The sequence below is a fragment of the Streptococcus rifensis genome, assembly GCF_053203525.1.
Map to the genome: position 1 here is coordinate 137,455 of NZ_JBRUCW010000002.1, position 16,404 is coordinate 153,858.

Annotated in this window: 16 protein-coding genes and 1 tRNA gene; 8 read left to right on the forward strand and 9 right to left on the reverse strand. The window is 40.5% G+C overall.

Annotated elements, in window-relative coordinates:
- Positions 1 to 27: 27 nt before the first annotated feature.
- The 3 genes from ACVRYP_RS01855 to dnaG all read right to left on the reverse strand — a co-directional run bounded on the left by ACVRYP_RS01855 (position 28) and on the right by dnaG (position 3,355).
- A complete protein-coding gene (locus ACVRYP_RS01855; RefSeq protein ID WP_447467072.1) occupies positions 28 to 360 on the reverse strand; it encodes a metal-sulfur cluster assembly factor in 333 nt (110 codons plus the stop codon).
- Positions 361 to 454: 94 nt separating this feature from the next.
- On the reverse strand, positions 455 to 1,573 hold the full coding sequence (gene rpoD / locus ACVRYP_RS01860) for an RNA polymerase sigma factor RpoD (protein WP_447467073.1): 1,119 nt from the start codon (positions 1,571 to 1,573) through the stop codon (positions 455 to 457).
- Between the two features lie 3 nt (positions 1,574 to 1,576).
- A complete protein-coding gene (gene dnaG, locus ACVRYP_RS01865) occupies positions 1,577 to 3,355 on the reverse strand; it encodes a DNA primase (RefSeq protein ID WP_447467074.1) in 1,779 nt (592 codons plus the stop codon).
- 270 nt (positions 3,356 to 3,625) lie between these two features.
- On the opposite strand from dnaG, the gene mscL reads away from it, so the two are divergent.
- A complete protein-coding gene (mscL, locus tag ACVRYP_RS01870) occupies positions 3,626 to 4,006 on the forward strand; it encodes a large conductance mechanosensitive channel protein MscL (protein ID WP_447467075.1) in 381 nt (126 codons plus the stop codon).
- Positions 4,007 to 4,094: 88 nt separating this feature from the next.
- Here the strand turns inward: mscL and rpsU are convergent, their stop codons facing one another.
- The 5 genes from rpsU to ACVRYP_RS01895 form a co-directional block, all read right to left on the reverse strand.
- On the reverse strand, positions 4,095 to 4,271 hold the full coding sequence (gene rpsU, locus ACVRYP_RS01875; RefSeq protein WP_002884573.1) for a 30S ribosomal protein S21: 177 nt from the start codon (positions 4,269 to 4,271) through the stop codon (positions 4,095 to 4,097).
- Between the two features lie 293 nt (positions 4,272 to 4,564).
- Positions 4,565 to 4,879: a GNAT family N-acetyltransferase gene (locus tag ACVRYP_RS01880; RefSeq protein WP_447467076.1), complete on the reverse strand. Its 315-nt coding sequence runs from the start codon at positions 4,877 to 4,879 to the stop codon at positions 4,565 to 4,567.
- A 799-nt stretch (positions 4,880 to 5,678) separates the two neighbouring features.
- Positions 5,679 to 5,750, reverse strand: a tRNA-Arg gene (locus ACVRYP_RS01885).
- Positions 5,751 to 5,983: 233 nt separating this feature from the next.
- A complete protein-coding gene (locus tag ACVRYP_RS01890) occupies positions 5,984 to 6,799 on the reverse strand; it encodes an ABC transporter substrate-binding protein (protein WP_447467077.1) in 816 nt (271 codons plus the stop codon).
- Positions 6,800 to 6,873: 74 nt separating this feature from the next.
- Positions 6,874 to 7,989: an aminotransferase gene (locus tag ACVRYP_RS01895; protein WP_447467078.1), complete on the reverse strand. Its 1,116-nt coding sequence runs from the start codon at positions 7,987 to 7,989 to the stop codon at positions 6,874 to 6,876.
- Positions 7,990 to 8,173: 184 nt separating this feature from the next.
- Between ACVRYP_RS01895 and ACVRYP_RS01900 the strand changes: the two genes are divergently transcribed.
- Positions 8,174 to 9,418 carry a threonine/serine exporter family protein gene (locus ACVRYP_RS01900; RefSeq protein WP_447467079.1) on the forward strand — a complete coding sequence of 415 codons (1,245 nt, stop codon included), beginning with the start codon at positions 8,174 to 8,176 and terminating at the stop codon, positions 9,416 to 9,418.
- 78 nt (positions 9,419 to 9,496) lie between these two features.
- Positions 9,497 to 11,038, forward strand: a complete 1,542-nt coding sequence (locus tag ACVRYP_RS01905) for a BCCT family transporter (protein WP_447467080.1) — start codon at positions 9,497 to 9,499, stop codon at positions 11,036 to 11,038.
- A 108-nt stretch (positions 11,039 to 11,146) separates the two neighbouring features.
- Here ACVRYP_RS01905 and ACVRYP_RS01910 read toward each other — a convergent pair whose 3' ends face one another.
- Complete coding sequence (locus ACVRYP_RS01910) at positions 11,147 to 11,698, reverse strand: sugar O-acetyltransferase (protein ID WP_447467081.1); 552 nt, start codon at positions 11,696 to 11,698, stop codon at positions 11,147 to 11,149.
- A 125-nt stretch (positions 11,699 to 11,823) separates the two neighbouring features.
- Here ACVRYP_RS01910 and ACVRYP_RS01915 point away from each other — a divergent pair, with 125 nt between their 5' ends.
- The 5 genes from ACVRYP_RS01915 to ACVRYP_RS01935 all read left to right on the forward strand — a co-directional run bounded on the left by ACVRYP_RS01915 (position 11,824) and on the right by ACVRYP_RS01935 (position 16,394).
- Positions 11,824 to 12,699 carry a LysR family transcriptional regulator gene (locus ACVRYP_RS01915; protein ID WP_447467082.1) on the forward strand — a complete coding sequence of 292 codons (876 nt, stop codon included), beginning with the start codon at positions 11,824 to 11,826 and terminating at the stop codon, positions 12,697 to 12,699.
- 98 nt (positions 12,700 to 12,797) lie between these two features.
- Positions 12,798 to 14,033, forward strand: a complete 1,236-nt coding sequence (locus tag ACVRYP_RS01920; RefSeq protein ID WP_447467083.1) for an aminopeptidase — start codon at positions 12,798 to 12,800, stop codon at positions 14,031 to 14,033.
- Between the two features lie 415 nt (positions 14,034 to 14,448).
- The gene (locus tag ACVRYP_RS01925; RefSeq protein ID WP_447467084.1) at positions 14,449 to 15,024 is read left to right on the forward strand and encodes a beta-class carbonic anhydrase; all 576 of its coding nucleotides are present in this window, start codon (positions 14,449 to 14,451) and stop codon (positions 15,022 to 15,024) included.
- Between the two features lie 3 nt (positions 15,025 to 15,027).
- Positions 15,028 to 15,663 carry an MBL fold metallo-hydrolase gene (locus ACVRYP_RS01930; protein WP_447467085.1) on the forward strand — a complete coding sequence of 212 codons (636 nt, stop codon included), beginning with the start codon at positions 15,028 to 15,030 and terminating at the stop codon, positions 15,661 to 15,663.
- On the forward strand, positions 15,651 to 16,394 hold the full coding sequence (locus ACVRYP_RS01935) for an alpha/beta hydrolase (protein ID WP_447467086.1): 744 nt from the start codon (positions 15,651 to 15,653) through the stop codon (positions 16,392 to 16,394). Before ACVRYP_RS01930 ends, ACVRYP_RS01935 begins: the two co-directional genes overlap by 13 nt.
- Positions 16,395 to 16,404 lie beyond the last annotated feature (10 nt).

Below are 16,404 nucleotides of genomic sequence, written 5' to 3' on the forward strand. Positions count from 1 at the left end.
AAGGGCCTAAAGCTATCACTCTTTCTCTTAATGAATGCCAAGCGCAATACGCGCATAACGACTCATTTTATCAACTGTCCAAGCTGGCGACCAAACTAGACGAACATCTGTTTCTGTCACTTCCGGAATTTGACCAACAACATCATAAATTTGATCGGTCAAAAGATCTGCTAAGGGACAGCCCATAGTTGTCAGTGTCATGTCGATTTCCGTTTTTCCTTGGTCAAATCGGATGTCATAGACGAGACCAAGATTAATAATATCGATTCCAAGCTCAGGGTCAATAACCATTTCAAGCGCTTCGAAAATGTTCTGCTTGATAACTTCCACCTCTTCAGGGGAATAGATTTTTTCTGTCATGACCTTCCTTTCTTATCTCTCAATTAGTACTCTTCTTACCTTTTTAAAGGCAACAACCTGAAACAGACTCTCCAAATAGCGGTTCATTCCCACTTTAATCTTCGATAAAGTCACGGAGCGGTTTGCTACGACTCGGATGGCGGAGTTTACGGAGAGCTTTCGCCTCTATTTGGCGAATCCGCTCACGGGTCACGTTAAAGACTTTGCCCACATCCTCAAGGGTGCGCATTTTACCATCATCAAGACCAAAGCGTAGACGAAGGACATTTTCTTCACGGTCGGTAAGGGTATCTAGGACTTCATCCAATTGCTCACGCAAGACGATACGTGTCGTATACTCTTCTGGGCTTTCAATAACTTCATCTTCGATAAAATCTCCCAAGTGACTATCATCTTCTTCACCGATAGGCGTTTCAAGCGAGACTGGTTCTTGGGCAATCTTCAAGATTTCACGCACCTTATCAGGTGTCATGTCCATACGCTCAGCAATCTGATTTGGCGTCGGGTCTTGGCCCAGTTCCTGCAAGAGGTTGCGCTGTTCACGGACCAATTTGTTAATCGTTTCCACCATGTGCACTGGGATACGAATCGTACGGGCTTGATCAGCAATCGCACGTGTAATGGCTTGACGAATCCACCAGGTTGCATAGGTCGAAAACTTAAACCCTTTAGAGTAGTCAAATTTGTCAACGGCCTTCATGAGTCCCATGTTTCCTTCTTGGATCAAATCCAAGAACTGCATCCCACGGCCAACATACCGTTTAGCAATGGAAACCACCAGACGCAAGTTAGCTTCTGCCAACCGTTGCTTAGCCTCCACATCACCTGCCTCAACCGCCAGAGCCAATTCTTGCTCCTCTTCATTGGTTAAGAGTGGAACAACACCAATTTCCTTTAGATACATGCGGACTGGGTCGTTGACCTTAGCAGAATTGCTTCCCAAAAGCTCTTCATCAGAAAGATCTGGTTCTTCTTCATTTTGCATGACACGGGCAGAAGGATTCCCCTCTTTATCCACAATGGCTATCCCAGCATCTTGAATACGCTGCAACAAGTCATCAATAGCATCTGCTTCCAATCCAAAAGGTACTACTAAACTATCATTGATATCATCATCAACCGCATTCCCATCTTGCTTACGACTTCGAATGTATTCGGCTACTTGAACATCAAAAGTAGTCACTTCTTTTTTTGCATCTTTTTTTACTGTCATAGTTTACTCCATATTTCTTTTCTGAGCGATGAGTCGATTAAGTTCATCAACAGCGGCGATTTCGTTCCCAATCGTTGATTCTTCTCGAATGCGTTGGGCTATTTGACGGCTATCTTGTTTGAGCAATTCGCGTTGCCGTGTCCGTTCAATCTGAAAGAGCTCCTCCGTGGACACTTCTTTAGGGAGATTTTCTTCCATAGCCAAATACCAAGCATTCTGAACCGCTTCATCCAATTGGTTTAATTCTACTGCAGTAATCTCCCCCTGTTGACACAATAATTGGTAGAGAATCTGTAGTTCTTGAGATACAAATTGAAAATCCTCTCTTTGTCTATACTCATTCAATACAAGTCCATGATGAACCATTCGATTAAAAAGTTGGTTTTCTGCTCTCTGCAGAGGACTAGTCTGCCTTAAAAAAGGAAGTTCAGTAACTCGTTGCCTTTGTGCCCCATGCTGAATTAATTGACCATGATTAGACCTATGAGCAACTCTAACTTGATCCACAGAGGACTCGACCTGAGTGTAATCAAAGTCAGGCAATAATTCTGCTAGCTTATGAATATAAGTATTTTGAGCCGTGATGGATGACGTCTGAGCAATTAAAGGCGCCATCTGCTCCACAAACCTTATTTGAGCCTGTAGGTTTTCAAGATTATCCGGTTTAAGATAATAGAGCAGAAACTCAACAGGACTCAAGCGTTGCTTGCTTAAGACGTTTGCTAGTTCCTCTTTAGAGTTCTTTTGGATAAACTCATCTGGATCCATCTGATCCGGTAACCGAACGATCTCGACGGTAAACGATTTTAATTCCTCCAAAGCCTTGGCTGTCGCTGCCTGTCCAGCTTTATCGCCATCATAGACGAGTACTGCTTTTTGCGTATGGTGCGATAGATGTTTGACATGTTCAGAGGTCAAAGCCGTTCCCATAGAGGCTACTGTGTTATCAACTCCTGCCCTATAGGCAGCAATGACATCCATAAACCCTTCCATGATGTAAACTTCATGGTGCTTCCTTATGGAGGCCTTAGCCTGGCTGAGATGATAAAGTTCATAACTTTTATTAAAAATTAAGCTGGCTCGGCTATTTTTGTATTTGGCTTCCTGACTATCCTTGCTTTGTGACTCCCAAATACGACCCGAGAAGGCAATAATTCTACCACTATCATCTGTTAATGGAAACATGATACGGTTTTGGAACGCATCATAAATTTTTTGATTCTCACTGGGATTGAATAAAGCCGAATTTAACAAGGTCTGTTCATCAAACTGAGACGAAAGAGCCTTGTAAAGATAATCACCTTCATTAGGGGAGAGACCCAAATGAAAATGCTTAATAACTGCGTCATCCAAGCCGCGATCATATAGATAGGAACGAGCACGCTCCCCTAGTTTCGTCGTCATCAAAACCGTGTGATAAAAATCAGCTGCAGCTTTGTGAATATCGTAAAGAGATTGATGAGGACTTACCCTTTGACGGGAAGGCTTAACATTAGCTGCTGGCAATGGAATGCCCGCTTTTTCCGCCACTATGGCAACACTTTCAAGGAAAGAAACATCCCGATAGTCCTGGATAAATTTAAAGACATCACCAGATTTACCACAACCAAAACAATGAAAAAACTGTTTGTCCTCAACGACATTAAAAGAGGGGGTCTTCTCTCCATGAAAAGGGCACAGGCCTAAGAAATTACGGCCTGCTTTTGTCAAGCTTACCACTTCTCCGATGACATCAACAATGTTGACATTACTTTTTACTTCTGTAATAAAGTCTTTGTCCATGAAGCTATCACCCTCCTTCAATGCAAACTCTGAGCACAGTATAACATAGTAATGATAACACGATTTAGACTAAATGTAAAATAGAAAAAACAGGTGCAGTATTTTACGACAAATGAGATTGTTTTCTCTCATTGATGACTAATAAAAGCCAAATAAATCGCTTTCATTTTTTGATTCGTTTATTTTTGAGTTTTGTGATTCATATCCCTTGACTAGGTCTTAAGACTGAGATATACTGAGTAAGTTAATAATTTTAGAAGGAGACTTTTTATGTTAAAAGATCTTAAAGCATTTTTGTTACGTGGAAACATTGTTGAATTAGCTGTTGCTGTTATCATCGGTGGTGCTTTCGGTGCTATCATCACCTCATTTGTAGAGGATATCATCACACCACTTATTCTCAACCCTGCTCTTAAAGCAGCAAACGTTGAAAACATTGCTCAATTGGCATGGAATGGTGTAAAATACGGCAGCTTCCTCAGCGCTGTTATTAACTTTGTCATCGTTGGTACATCGCTCTTCTTTGTCATCAAAGGAATTGAAAAAGCTCAGTCATTTGGTAAAAAAGAGGAAGAAGTGGAAGAAATCCTTGCTCCAACGCAAGAAGAGCTTCTTACTGAAATTCGTGATTTGTTGAAAAACAAAGCATAATAATAGTGAAACAGGCTTCGGTCTGTTTTTTTATTTTTTCAAAAAAGGAGAGAAGAAAAAAACAGCCCGAAGGCTGCTTATAAATCCCTTAGAATTTTTTACGTTTGCGTGCTGCTTCTGACTTACGTTTGCGTTTTACTGATGGTTTTTCATAGTGTTCGCGTTTACGTGCTTCTTGAAGCGTACCAGCTTTGGTCACAGAACGTTTGAAACGACGAAGGGCATCGTCAAGTGATTCATTCTTACGTACGACTGTTTTTGACATTTTTTTCACTCCCTTCAATTTCAAAGATATTACTGTTCTATGTTACATGACTTTCATGAAACTGTCAAGAATTTACGAATATTTTTAATAAAAAACAATAAGAAATTACCCATAGTAAATCACACCCCTTCTCCCAAAGTGAAAATTAGTATGAAACGGATTTTTAGATTAGTAATCTTTAGTCCGCTGCATATGACTCCAAGGAACGAGCATTAACCGTATTAGCTTTTATGATACAGTCAGCAGAAAAACTATCTCCTATCGTGACAGATTTCTGCTTTTAAGCATAATTATCAATTTCCCTTTTTCCCTTCTAAATCTCTTTTTACGGTCACAAATCCCGAATTTTTATATGCCTTTTGAGCTAATGTATTTTGTTCATTGACAGCCAATACAATATGGTTAATCTCTATTTTTAAACTGGAATCTATGAAGTTAAATATTTCAGTCAGGGCATTAGAGGCATATCCTTGATTTCGGAAGGTGTCGTCGATAGAGAACCCCCTAATAAGCGCGTAATCACTTTGATAATAACCATACTCTTTGGGACCAGTGTTCAAGTGTAGACAAAAAAAGCCAACAATCTCACTGTTTTTATTAAGAATCACTATTGGGTATCTATTGTTGTCTTTTTTAGATATCCTAATAATATTTTCAGGGGGTATCAGTGTGCGTCGTATCATTTAAAGAATATGATCTTAAAGAATTTTCATGTTCACGTTCACTATATAAAGATAATGTCATCCTAATTGGTTCCTTTTTCTTTATGTAAGACAGATAACTATATGAGGCTTGATATACCTACTATTATTAAAAAATCTATTTCAAGTATGGCTGATGTCCTCAGAAAGTAGACAAACACTAGTTTTCTGTCAACAGAACATTACGAAGTTCTAACAAGGATTTAAAGAGTTGACTTTTTTGCGAGCTAAGCGAGCAATTATTGAAACTTTCTGCTGTGATAAAAGTGGGAGTGGGACAAAAATCGGTAACCGAATAGGTTCAATTTCCCCTCCCTTTTTCATTTTTTAGGTTAGGGCTGAGAAGGTCTATCCCCAGACCTTCTCACTCCCACCCCTGCATAGCTGAAATAGTCATAAAGTGACTGTTTGAGGTTGGAAATAGGGGAAACGGTGTTTCCCTCTTTTGTTTGGGCTATAAAAGCTGATGAAATCGCCGAATTAGAGCCTACTCAGCAGTGGCTCATTGGTGCTAAAGCACCTAATGACCTATGCAGGGGTAACACTAAAACTGGTAAAGCCAGTGAGTGTCACTCCCAACCACTGCGACTTGTTTAACTGATGATAAATTAAAAAGAGGCTAGGACTTTTGTCCCAGCCTCACTCGGATGTTTCTGAGATGATTACGAAGCAATCATTTTGGCCTGTCCCACTCTCAGTAACACAATCCACTCTGAGGGAATCGAACCCCCATCTCAAGAACCGGAATCTTGCGTGATATCCATTACACTAAGAGTGGCAACTACTATAGTCTATCAGAATTAGCGTTTTTTGACAAGAGAAACCGATAGGAATTTGTCTCATCCAATCGCCATTACCTTCAAAGGTATATTCTGTTATAAGTTAACCTTGATTTAAGTCAGGTTGTCCGGTCTTCCCTAATAACTATAATTTCTAGCTCTTTTAGTTTTGACGATCAATTTGATAAAGTTTAAAGACCACTCCTTGTTTTCCAAAGAGTGGCCTTAAGCTTTATTCTAAAACGGTCAGTTGATTGGCTTTATCAAGATAGGTCTGGTAATCTCCTGATTCTTTTAATTCTGCAATTACTTCATCGACCGCTTGTTTCAAGGCGGTACTTCCCTTAGCCATAGCAACAGCCTTGGCATCTCCATCTTCGACTTTGAGATTAACCTTAGCAATGGCTAAGTCAGGATTTTGAGCAACATATCCCTCGGCAACAGGCCCCTCTAAATCAACAGCATCAGCCTTACCTGTTTTGAGTTCATTAATCGCAGTCCCCATATTAGGCAAGGACACAATATGGCTGTCTGGTAATTGCTCCTTAGCCAATCTTTCCTCAATAGATCCTTTTAAGACGTTGATATTTTTACCCTTAAAGTCTTCAAGACTAGTGTATTGATCGAGATCTTCAGCTCGAATCAAAATAGCATTTTCAGTTTCATAATAAGACTCAGAAAAATCAAAGGTCTTGGCTCTCTCTTCCGTATAAGAAAGACCCGAAATGGCCAAATCAGCTTTACCTGATTGAACGCTTGAAAGAACGTTATCAAAGCTCATGGTTGAAATCTCTAAGGTCACTCCCAATTTGTCTGCAATCTTCTGAGCTAAATCAATGTCAGCACCAACGACTTCATTCTTACCATCAATAAGGCTTTGAAACTCAAAGGGTGGGTAATCAGGACTCACTGCAACAACCAACTTCCCTGAATTCTTAATATCTGATAAGGAGGTATCCTCGTTGTTATTAGAACTGCCAGAACAAGCGGCTAAACCGAAAACAGCAAGCAAACTGAGGCTCATTAAACTTATTTTTTTTAGAAACATTTTGGTTTCTCCTTTTTTATATTTTCTTTTGATTATGTTGAGCGAATAAAGGGGTTCGTTTCCCCTTATGCTCTCTAGTGTTTTGCAATAAAGTCTGAAAGCCTGCTCAATCCCTCTTTGAGGACATCTTCCTGACAACAGTAGCCGATACGTATGTAGCCTTCATATCCAAAGCGATTTCCAGGAACAACTAGAACGCCTGTTTCTTCCAATAATTGACGGCAAAATTCCTCTATCGGAATGGGAACGTCTAACCGAACGAAACTGGTTGACACGTAGGCTGGGCCAGATAAAGTTGCTCTCTGTTCACTCTCTACCCAATGTTTTAAAATAGTCAGATTATTGCTGAGCAGTTGACGATTCCGCTCCAATAAGGCAGCACGATTTTTTAAAGCATAGGTAGCAGTAAAATCATCAAAGACACCTGCACAAATTAAGGTGTAATCACGATAATGGCGGAGGATATCAGTCATTTCTTGACTGGCTGCCACCCATCCGACTCGAACTCCCGGTATAGAGTAGGTTTTTGATAGGCTATCTGTTGAAATGCCTTTCTCATAGAGATCACAGATGGCTTCATATTCTATTTCATCGGTAAGAGGATGGTAAACCTCATCAGATAGTATATATGCTCCTACCGAACGAGCAACTGTAACTAACTCTGTGAGAAAAGCTTTATCCATGACAGCTCCTGTTGGATTATTGGCATTGTTGATGCAGATCATCTTTGTATTAGGCCGGATCATCCCTTTTAATTCTTCAAGGTCTGGCAACCAATCGTTCTCCTCCCGGGCAATCCAAAACTCCACATCACATCCTAAAGATTTAGGAATATCATAGAGTTGCTGATAACTAGGATAGAGAGAAATGACATGGTCCCCTGCTTCTAGCAGAGCATAAAGGACAAGAAAATTAGCACCCGTTGCGCCATTGGTCTGGAGGATGTTGTGAGGAGTTTGATGCTTGTATAATTGGCTAACAACCTCCTTAAATTCTGGAGAGCCTTCAATCCAGCCGTAATCCATCTTTTTCCTAACCAACTGGTCAAAGAAGTTTTCTGGCGACAAAGGCCCTAGAGCGATGATTTCTTCTAAGGTCAAGGAAGCAATTGAAACGCCAGCGATATCGTATACAGCGGACATTTCATGTTGATTTAACCATTCTTCAACACCAAAAACAGGCAGTTGCATAGGTTTCCTTTCCAAATAAAGTTGATTATTTATACAATTCTATGATATTTTTATTCATTTGTAAAGTTAAAAGGCAGAAAGTCCCATTTAAGAAATTTCAAAATCAAGAAGAAACTAGAAAAAACAATTGTCAAACACAGAAATACCTTTTATAATAGATGATGACAGAAAGGGTTTCTTTTCAATGAAAAAAATGATTAAATACTCTGAAATGGATTTGGTCCTTTTGGCGGGCAAAATTCTTTTGGAAAGTGGCGCAGAAATATACCGTGTCGAGGAAACGATGTCACGAATCGCTAACGCTCTTGGATTAGAGCAATTCGATAGCTACGTGGTCAATCGTGCTATCATCGTCTCTGCTTTGAATACAAAAGGACTTTCCGAATCACGAACGTCGACAGTTGCGGAAACTAATATTAACCTTGGGCGGTTAGAGACTGTTAATACTTTCTCTCGAAAACTTTCCCAAAATCATAACCATAATCTTGCAGCTCTTTATCAGGAACTTAAAGACATTGAAACATCTCGCTTCCACAACGATTGGCAAGTTATCATGAGTTATTTTTTCGGGGCAGGAGGATTTTCCTTGGCCTTGGGAAGTACAGCAGCTGATTCTCTGGCATCAGCCATAACAGGAGCCATACTCGGTTGGCTTTTTCAACTCATTAGTCCCTACATCCAAACACGCTTTCTCCTCAATATTTTCGGGGCTACGGCAGTTGCTTTGATCGCTAATATACTTTATTTTTGGGGGTTAGGTCAACACCGCAGTTTAATTATCTTGGGAGCATTGATGGTCATGATTCCAGGAGCCTTCTTTGTTAATGCCATTCGAGAATTTTCACAAAATAATTACTTTACAGGTTTGTCTTTAACCATGTCTGCTCTTCTTACCTGTAGCTCGATTTCTGCAGGTGTTGCTGTCAGTATCGCTTTTTTACCCTTCGCTGAACAGATGACCAGTAGTTTTACGATTGAGCAATTAACGTGGCCTCAACTGCTCATTCAAATCCTTGCGGCAGGCTTGGGCACAGTTGCCTTTTCTATCCTCTACCAAACTCCAAAAAGGCATTTTATTGACTTAGGCATTTTAGGGGGACTCACTTGGGGAGTTTATAGACTTCTATGGCACTATTTTCAAATGGAGGCTTTAGCGGTTTTTGTTCCCGCACTGATTATGGCCTTTTTATCCAGAGTATTGGCCAGAAAAAGACAGGCCCCAGCTACGATCTTTCTAGCGACTAGTATGTTCCCACTCATTCCTGGCTTGAGTTTTTATCGAGCAGTGTATTTCTTCATAACAGGTTCCGATCAGTTAGCTATTGACCATATTCAAAGTAGTTTTATCACCTCCTTTACCATTGCTATCGCAATTGCAATCGTTCAGCAAATGGCTTTAAAACAATTTATCGCAAGGAAAATCAAATAATACAGTCGTTACGCCTTTCTGTTTTTTTTCAGGGAGGTGTTTCAATTGTGCTATAATGGAAGGTAGGAAGGAAATGTCATGTCAAAAAAAATTACGAAAGTTTTCCGATTTTCAGCGGTAACCACACTTTTATTGGTTGTTTTAGGTCTAGCTGTTCCCAAATCATTTCAGGCTTATAGTGGACAATTACGTCAAAGCATCACTGATAATTTTGGATGGCTTTATCTTTTACTCGTCACTGGTATTCTTATTTTCTGTGTTTTCTTAATTGCAAGTCCTATCGGGCAAATAAGGCTGGGACATCCAAATTCTAAACCAGAACACAGTACCCTTTCTTGGATTGCCATGATGTTTTCTGCTGGTATGGGGATAGGTCTTGTCTTTTATGGAGCAGCTGAGCCACTCAGTCACTATGCGATCTCCACGCCTAGTGCTCCACTCGTTTCTCCTCAGGCATTAGCAGATGCTTTTCGCTTCACCTTTTTCCACTGGGGCTTTCACGCTTGGGCCGTCTATGCCTTAGTGGCACTAACTTTGGCTTATTTTGGGTTTCGGAAACAAGAAAAATACCTTCTCTCTGTCAGTTTAAAGCCGATTCTAGGGGAAAAGGCAGATGGGTCGATTGCAACACTCATTGATACGATAACCATTATCGCAACAGTTATCGGTGTTGCCACAACCTTGGGGTTTGGGGCTGCTCAGATTAACGGTGGACTTTCTCAGGTCTTCGGGATTCCTAACAACAGCCTTGTTCAAATTGTTATCATCTTAATTACTACAGCCTTATTTATAATTTCTGCTCTATCTGGCTTGGGAAAAGGCGTTAAAATTTTATCTAATTTAAATTTAACTCTGGCACTTGCACTTCTAGCTCTAGCTATTATTCTAGGGCCAACTGTTCAAATTTTTAATACCCTGACGGATAGTCTTGGACTTTATTTGCAAAATTTCTTCCAAATGAGTTTCAGGGCTGCTGCTTTTGATGGGTCTAAGCGAGAGTGGATTAATACCTGGACGATTTTCTATTGGGCTTGGTGGATTTCTTGGTCACCATTTGTTGGTGTCTTTATAGCCCGCATTTCAAAAGGACGTACCATTCGAGAGTTTCTTTCTGTTGTCCTTCTCGTTCCAAGTACTCTCAGCTTTGTCTGGTTTTCTGCCTTTGGAACCCTATCAACCCACCTGCAATCAATCGGTATTGATTTAACTGGATTTAATACTGAAGAGTTATTATTTGCTGCCTTTGAACATTACCCATTAGGGATTCTCTTATCCATCGTTGCCATTTTTCTGATTTTCAGCTTTTTCATTACATCAGCAGATTCTGCAACCTATGTCCTTGCCATGCTTTCTGAGGATGGCAAACTTAACCCTTCAAATCGTATTAAAATCATCTGGGGCGTTAGCCTTGCTATCATAGCCATTACACTCCTTCTCTCAGGTGGTTTGACAGCTCTGCAAAATGTCCTGATAACTGTAGCTCTGCCCTTCTCATTCGTCCTCATTCTAGTAACCGTTTCTCTTTTAAAAGAACTCATGCATGAAAAGGATAAGATGGGATTAAGCATCACACCAGACCGCTATCCTAAAAAGGATCAACCCTTCAAATCTTATGAATAATAAGGCATCAAAAAGAAACTTGGACAATGATCTATCCCAAGTTTCTTTTTTTTGGATTAGTCTCCTTAACATCGAATTTTTTAATAATCCTATTATGCGTTTATACGCCTAAATGGATTGAATGACCTTAGCTGGCACACCTGCTACGATAGCATTGTCTGGAACATCTTTGGTGACGACAGCCCCTGCACTGACTATAGCATTCTCACCAATTGTTATGCCTGGTAAAATGGTGGCCCCTGCTCCAATCCAGACATTTTTCTTAATGTGAACAGGCTTTAGGATAACACCTCGACGATCTTTTGGATCTGTCGGGTGATTAACAGTTGTGATTTTAACAAAAGGAGCTATCAGCACATCATCCTCAATCGTGATCCCTCCTAAATCAACAAACATGACACCAGTATTGATAAAAACATTTTTTCCTAGACTAATATGAGATCCAAAATCAGTGTAAAAAGGTAAACTTATGGAAACCGAAGGATCCAAATGTTGTCCTGTCAATTCTTTAAAGGTATTCGTAATCTCCTCAGCGCTTGCTGAAGGATTTTGAAGCGACACCTGATGTGTTCGATTCCGTGCTACCTGATCATGAATCTCTTTGAACGCAATCTGATCTTTATGGATAACGGTATTAATAGGGTATGGATTTTTAAACATGTGGTCCTCCTTAGATGGTTTAACTACATTGTAAGGGATTTTCTGAGAAATCTCCAACAGTTATTAACTTTAGTTTACAATCGTTTTTAGTTGTAGTAAAATAGAAAAAAATCGAAGGACCTGCTATGATTGAAACCCGTTTATTCTACTATTTTTTAGCCATTGAAAGAGCTGGTAATTTTACACGCGCTGCGGAGCAGCTTTTTATCAGTCAGTCTACCCTATCCAAACAAATGCAGGATTTGGAGAACCGATTGGGAAGACAGTTATTCGTTCGGGGAAAACGTCAGGTTTCCTTAACAGAAGAGGGGCAATTGTTTAAGGAAAAAGCTCAAGAAATTCTGCAATTGGTGGAACAAACAGAAGTAGCTCTTAAACAGACTGATAGTATCCTTGCTGGGGACCTCTTTATCGGAGCTGCTGAAGTGCCTTCAATGGAAATCATTGCTCAACAGCTTACTACCCTTCAAAAAGATCACCCTCAACTGCATATTCATATTCACAGCGGGGATGCCGGCCAGATTCTTCACCGTATTAAGTCTGGAGTCGTCGATATAGGACTCTTACTCAACCCTCTCATGTTACCAGAGCTTGATTATTATAAACTTCCGTTTACCCATCCTTTTGGTCTGTATGTCCCAAAGGACCACCCTCTGGCGCATGAAGAAGTTATTCGTCCTGAACAACTTAGAAGCCTTCCCCTCATTACCTCTCAACAATTTTTAAGAGATCCGCAACGGATTGAATACTTCGGGGCTTTAGAAGAACAATTAAGATTTGTGGCCACCTATAACTTGATATACAATGCCGTTTTCCTAGCTAAATCAGGGATGGGGCTTTTAATGGGCTTAGAAAATATGATTTCGTTAACAGACTCAGACTTTGTTTTTAAATCCTTTGCTCCAACCATCTCAACAGATCTTTACTTAGTCACTAAAAAATACCAGCAACACTCTCCAGCAGTCAATGCTCTTATTCAAGCATTGCTTAACGTTTCTTAGGAAAATATTATGTGGCCTTGAATTCTGAAAATAGTCTTACTTTATGCTAAAATAATAACTATATTATTTAAATCGGGCTCTGCCCAAAAGGAGATCTTATGTCACAAATCGATGTGCGCTTACGCAAATATGCTAAAGCTATCACTCAGGTAGGTGCCAATGTCCAACCTGGCCAACGGGTATGGATCAACTGTAGCACAGACTCACTCCCTTTGACACGTTTAGTCGTTGAAGAAGCCTATAAACTTGGTGCTTCTGACGTCCATGTTAAATTGACGGACGATGCCATCACTCGCCTTCATGCTGAGTATCAAACAACTGAGTATTACTCTGAATTGCCCCAACATGTCATTGATGAGATGAACTTCTACTTGGATGACAATGTGGTTCTTATTCGTATTCATTCGTCTGCCCCAGACCTTTTGGCAGGAATTGACTCTGAGAAATTGGCTACCGCTGCCAAGGTTGCTGGTGAAAAAATGACTTATTACCGTTCTCGCGTCATGTCAGATAAGAACGCTTGGACCATCGCTGCTTATCCTTCTCCTGCTTGGGCTAAACTTGTTTTCCCTGAAGAATCCGATGAGGATAAAGCTGTTGCTAAGTTACTAGATGCCATGCTTGAAGCGACTCGTATTAACGTTGAAGATCCCGTTAAAGAATGGCAAGAGCACCGCGATCGCTTGACTGAAAGAGCCACTCACCTCAACAACAGGCATTATAAAGCCCTTCACTACACTGCTGACGGTACTGACTTGACCATCGAATTACCTAAAACTCACCTTTGGATTGCTGCTGGTGGTCGTAATGAAAAAGGGACGTCATTCGTACCAAACATGCCAACTGAAGAAGTCTTTACCGCAGCTGAAAAAACAGGTGTCAATGGCTATGTGTCTAATAAAAAGCCTCTGTCTTACCAAGGAAATATTATCGACGGCTTCAAACTTCATTTCAAAGACGGTGCTGTTGTCGATTTTGAATGCGAGCAAGGTTATGATGTGTTGAAAAACTTGATTGAGATGGACGAAGGGTCTCGCTACTTAGGTGAAGTTGCCCTTGTACCACATGACTCTCCTATTTCAAACTCAGGACTTCTCTTCTTCAACACTCTTTACGATGAAAACGCAGCAAACCACGTTGCCCTTGGTGCCGCATACCCAACCAACATTGAAGGCGGTGGTGATATGACACCTGAAGAAGTAGCTGCAGCCGGCATTAACCAATCAGCTACCCATGTTGACTTTATGATTGGTTGTGCCGACATGAACATTGATGGCATTCTTGAAGACGGTACCCGTGAACCAGTCTTCCGCGATGGGAATTGGGCGTTTTAAATTGTTAACTCGGAATGGTGCTAAAGCACCTATTCCGAGTACGGCAATCGCTATAGGCGAATTGCCTAAACACTTCACTAGTTACTTCAAAGCCTTATTATCGAAGGTTTTGAAGTAACGTCGTAATTGCTCAGCTATTATATCGATAGCGGCTTTGACTAGACGACTCACTAGTTATTAACCAATCTTTTTGTCGAAGATTGGTTAATAACGTCGTATCTCTAATGATAGTGCTAAAGCACCTATTCCAAGTACGGCAATCGCTATCGGTGAATTGTCTAAACACTTCACTAGTTTCCTAAAAAACTTATGGTTAAAGAGTTTAAATTAGGAAGTGTTGTAAAAATTCTGTGTCAAAATTAATTGATGATTGAGGAAGTTCCTACTACTTCCTCTTTTTAAAAAGGAGGCTGTCATGTCGTTATTGTCTGATATACTGACCTTTAATAAAGAATTTGTGGCCAATCAAGCCTACTTACCCTATCAAACAGAAAGTAAGTTCCCTGAAAAAAATGTGGTCATGGTTACCTGTATGGATGCCCGCTTGGTTGAATTGTCTCAGAAGTCTCTTAACTTGTCTAATGGTGACGTTAAGGTTATTAAAAACGCTGGGGCAGTTATAAGTCATCCTTTTGGCTCGGTCATGAGAAGTTTGATCGTAGCTGTTTACGAGCTTAAAGCTGACGAGATCATTATTATGGGCCATAAGGATTGTGGGATGAGCCAAGTTGACACCACTTCTATCGCTCAACACATGATTGAGCGTGGGGTTAGTGAGAAAGACCTTAAAATGTTGCAATATGCGGGTGTTAATCTTGACAGTTGGCTTAATGGGTTTGAGGATGTCTTTGAATCTGTTGCCCACGATGTTAGTATGGTCCAAAATCATCCCCTCTTACCCAAAGACGTTCCTGTCCACGGATTAGTTATTAATCCTGAAACTGGAGCACTCTCACTTGTAGTTGATGGCTATGAAACACTGAAAGGATAATGTATGAACATCATTAAAATAGTTAACCAAGTTGCTGGAGAAAATACTTACATTTTAGAAAATGACAGTCATTTAATGGTTATTGACCCAGGTAGCGATCGTGAGAAAATTCAGGAAAAAATTTATCAACTGGAAAAACCTGTTTCAGCTATTCTTTTGACCCACACGCATTATGACCATATTCTGAGTCTTGATGCTATCTATGATACCTTTGGACAACCAACCATCTATGTCGCAGCTGAGGAAATGGATTGGCTGACCAATCCAGAACTAAACCTTTCTGGCTTGCCACGGCACGATGATATGGAAAATCTCATTATTAAAGCACCTGCTGAAAGCTTTGACCTCCATAAGCCTTATCAGTTTGATGGTTTTGAGTTTACCGTGGTTCCAACACCTGGGCATTCTATAGGTGGCGTCTCTTTTATTTTTAATAAGGAAGAGTGTGTCATCACTGGCGACGCTCTCTTCAAGGAAAGTATTGGACGCACTGATCTCTACACTGGAAACCTTTCTCAATTGAAAGAAGGTATTATCACGCACCTTTTCAGCCTTCCCAAGCACTATACGGTCCATCCGGGTCACGGTCAAAACACAACCATTGCACATGAGAAAACGTTCAACCCATGGTTCCATTAAAATCTAAGCGTCAAAAAAGAATTCTTTTTATCTTTCTATTACTTGCTGTTGTATTTCTTTTAGCAGGACTCTTCCTTAGATTAAAGACTTATAAAGCTGACAGTTATGCCCAGAAATCTGTTTCAGTCGCTAGGCAGCAGACGGCAAGTTACTATTTTTTTAAACCGACTGTCACGCAAGAAAGCCACAAAGGTCCGCCTCTCATTATTTACGGAGGAGGCCTAGTCGAAACACAAGCTTATGCTTACCTAGCGGTATCCTTAGCAGAGAATGGCTCTCCCGTCTATCTCTTGAAAAGCCCTCTCAAACTGCCAATTCTCAATCAAGATCAAGCTCTTCAAGTCATTGAGCAACATGACTTACAAGATGTCCACTTAATTGGCCATTCCTTAGGTGGTGTTGCAGCAAGTACTGCTGCCAGTTCTAGTGATACTATTAAGGGGTTGATTCTCCTTGCAAGTTATCCAAGTGAGAAAACTGATTTAAGTCAATCAAAGTTAGTGGTTTTGTCTATCACGGCTGACCATGACCAGGTCCTCAATTGGGAGACATATGATCAGGCAAAAAAACGATTGCCTCAAAACACTCAGTATGTGACCATTCCAGGTGGTAACCATAGTGGCTTTGGCCTTTATGGTCAGCAGGATGGTGACGGACAGAGTACTATGACTCCTCTCCAACAGCAGAAAGAACTGATTAGTATCATTACGCGTTTTCTTGAAGCTCAATAAAAAGCAAAAA

Bases quoted from the DNA above. Each gene is read 5' to 3' on its own strand.
- ACVRYP_RS01855 (WP_447467072.1), bottom strand. From the start codon at position 360: ATGACAGAAAAAATCTATTCCCCTGAAGAGGTGGAAGTTATCAAGCAG.
- rpoD (WP_447467073.1), bottom strand. From the start codon at position 1,573: ATGACAGTAAAAAAAGATGCAAAAAAAGAAGTGACTACTTTTGATGTT.
- dnaG (WP_447467074.1), bottom strand. From the start codon at position 3,355: ATGGACAAAGACTTTATTACAGAAGTAAAAAGTAATGTCAACATTGTT.
- mscL (WP_447467075.1), top strand. From the start codon at position 3,626: ATGTTAAAAGATCTTAAAGCATTTTTGTTACGTGGAAACATTGTTGAA.
- rpsU (WP_002884573.1), bottom strand. From the start codon at position 4,271: ATGTCAAAAACAGTCGTACGTAAGAATGAATCACTTGACGATGCCCTT.
- ACVRYP_RS01890 (WP_447467077.1), bottom strand. From the start codon at position 6,799: ATGTTTCTAAAAAAAATAAGTTTAATGAGCCTCAGTTTGCTTGCTGTT.
- ACVRYP_RS01895 (WP_447467078.1), bottom strand. From the start codon at position 7,989: ATGCAACTGCCTGTTTTTGGTGTTGAAGAATGGTTAAATCAACATGAA.
- ACVRYP_RS01900 (WP_447467079.1), top strand. From the start codon at position 8,174: ATGAAAAAAATGATTAAATACTCTGAAATGGATTTGGTCCTTTTGGCG.
- ACVRYP_RS01905 (WP_447467080.1), top strand. From the start codon at position 9,497: ATGTCAAAAAAAATTACGAAAGTTTTCCGATTTTCAGCGGTAACCACA.
- ACVRYP_RS01910 (WP_447467081.1), bottom strand. From the start codon at position 11,698: ATGTTTAAAAATCCATACCCTATTAATACCGTTATCCATAAAGATCAG.
- ACVRYP_RS01915 (WP_447467082.1), top strand. From the start codon at position 11,824: ATGATTGAAACCCGTTTATTCTACTATTTTTTAGCCATTGAAAGAGCT.
- ACVRYP_RS01920 (WP_447467083.1), top strand. From the start codon at position 12,798: ATGTCACAAATCGATGTGCGCTTACGCAAATATGCTAAAGCTATCACT.
- ACVRYP_RS01925 (WP_447467084.1), top strand. From the start codon at position 14,449: ATGTCGTTATTGTCTGATATACTGACCTTTAATAAAGAATTTGTGGCC.
- ACVRYP_RS01930 (WP_447467085.1), top strand. From the start codon at position 15,028: ATGAACATCATTAAAATAGTTAACCAAGTTGCTGGAGAAAATACTTAC.
- ACVRYP_RS01935 (WP_447467086.1), top strand. From the start codon at position 15,651: ATGGTTCCATTAAAATCTAAGCGTCAAAAAAGAATTCTTTTTATCTTT.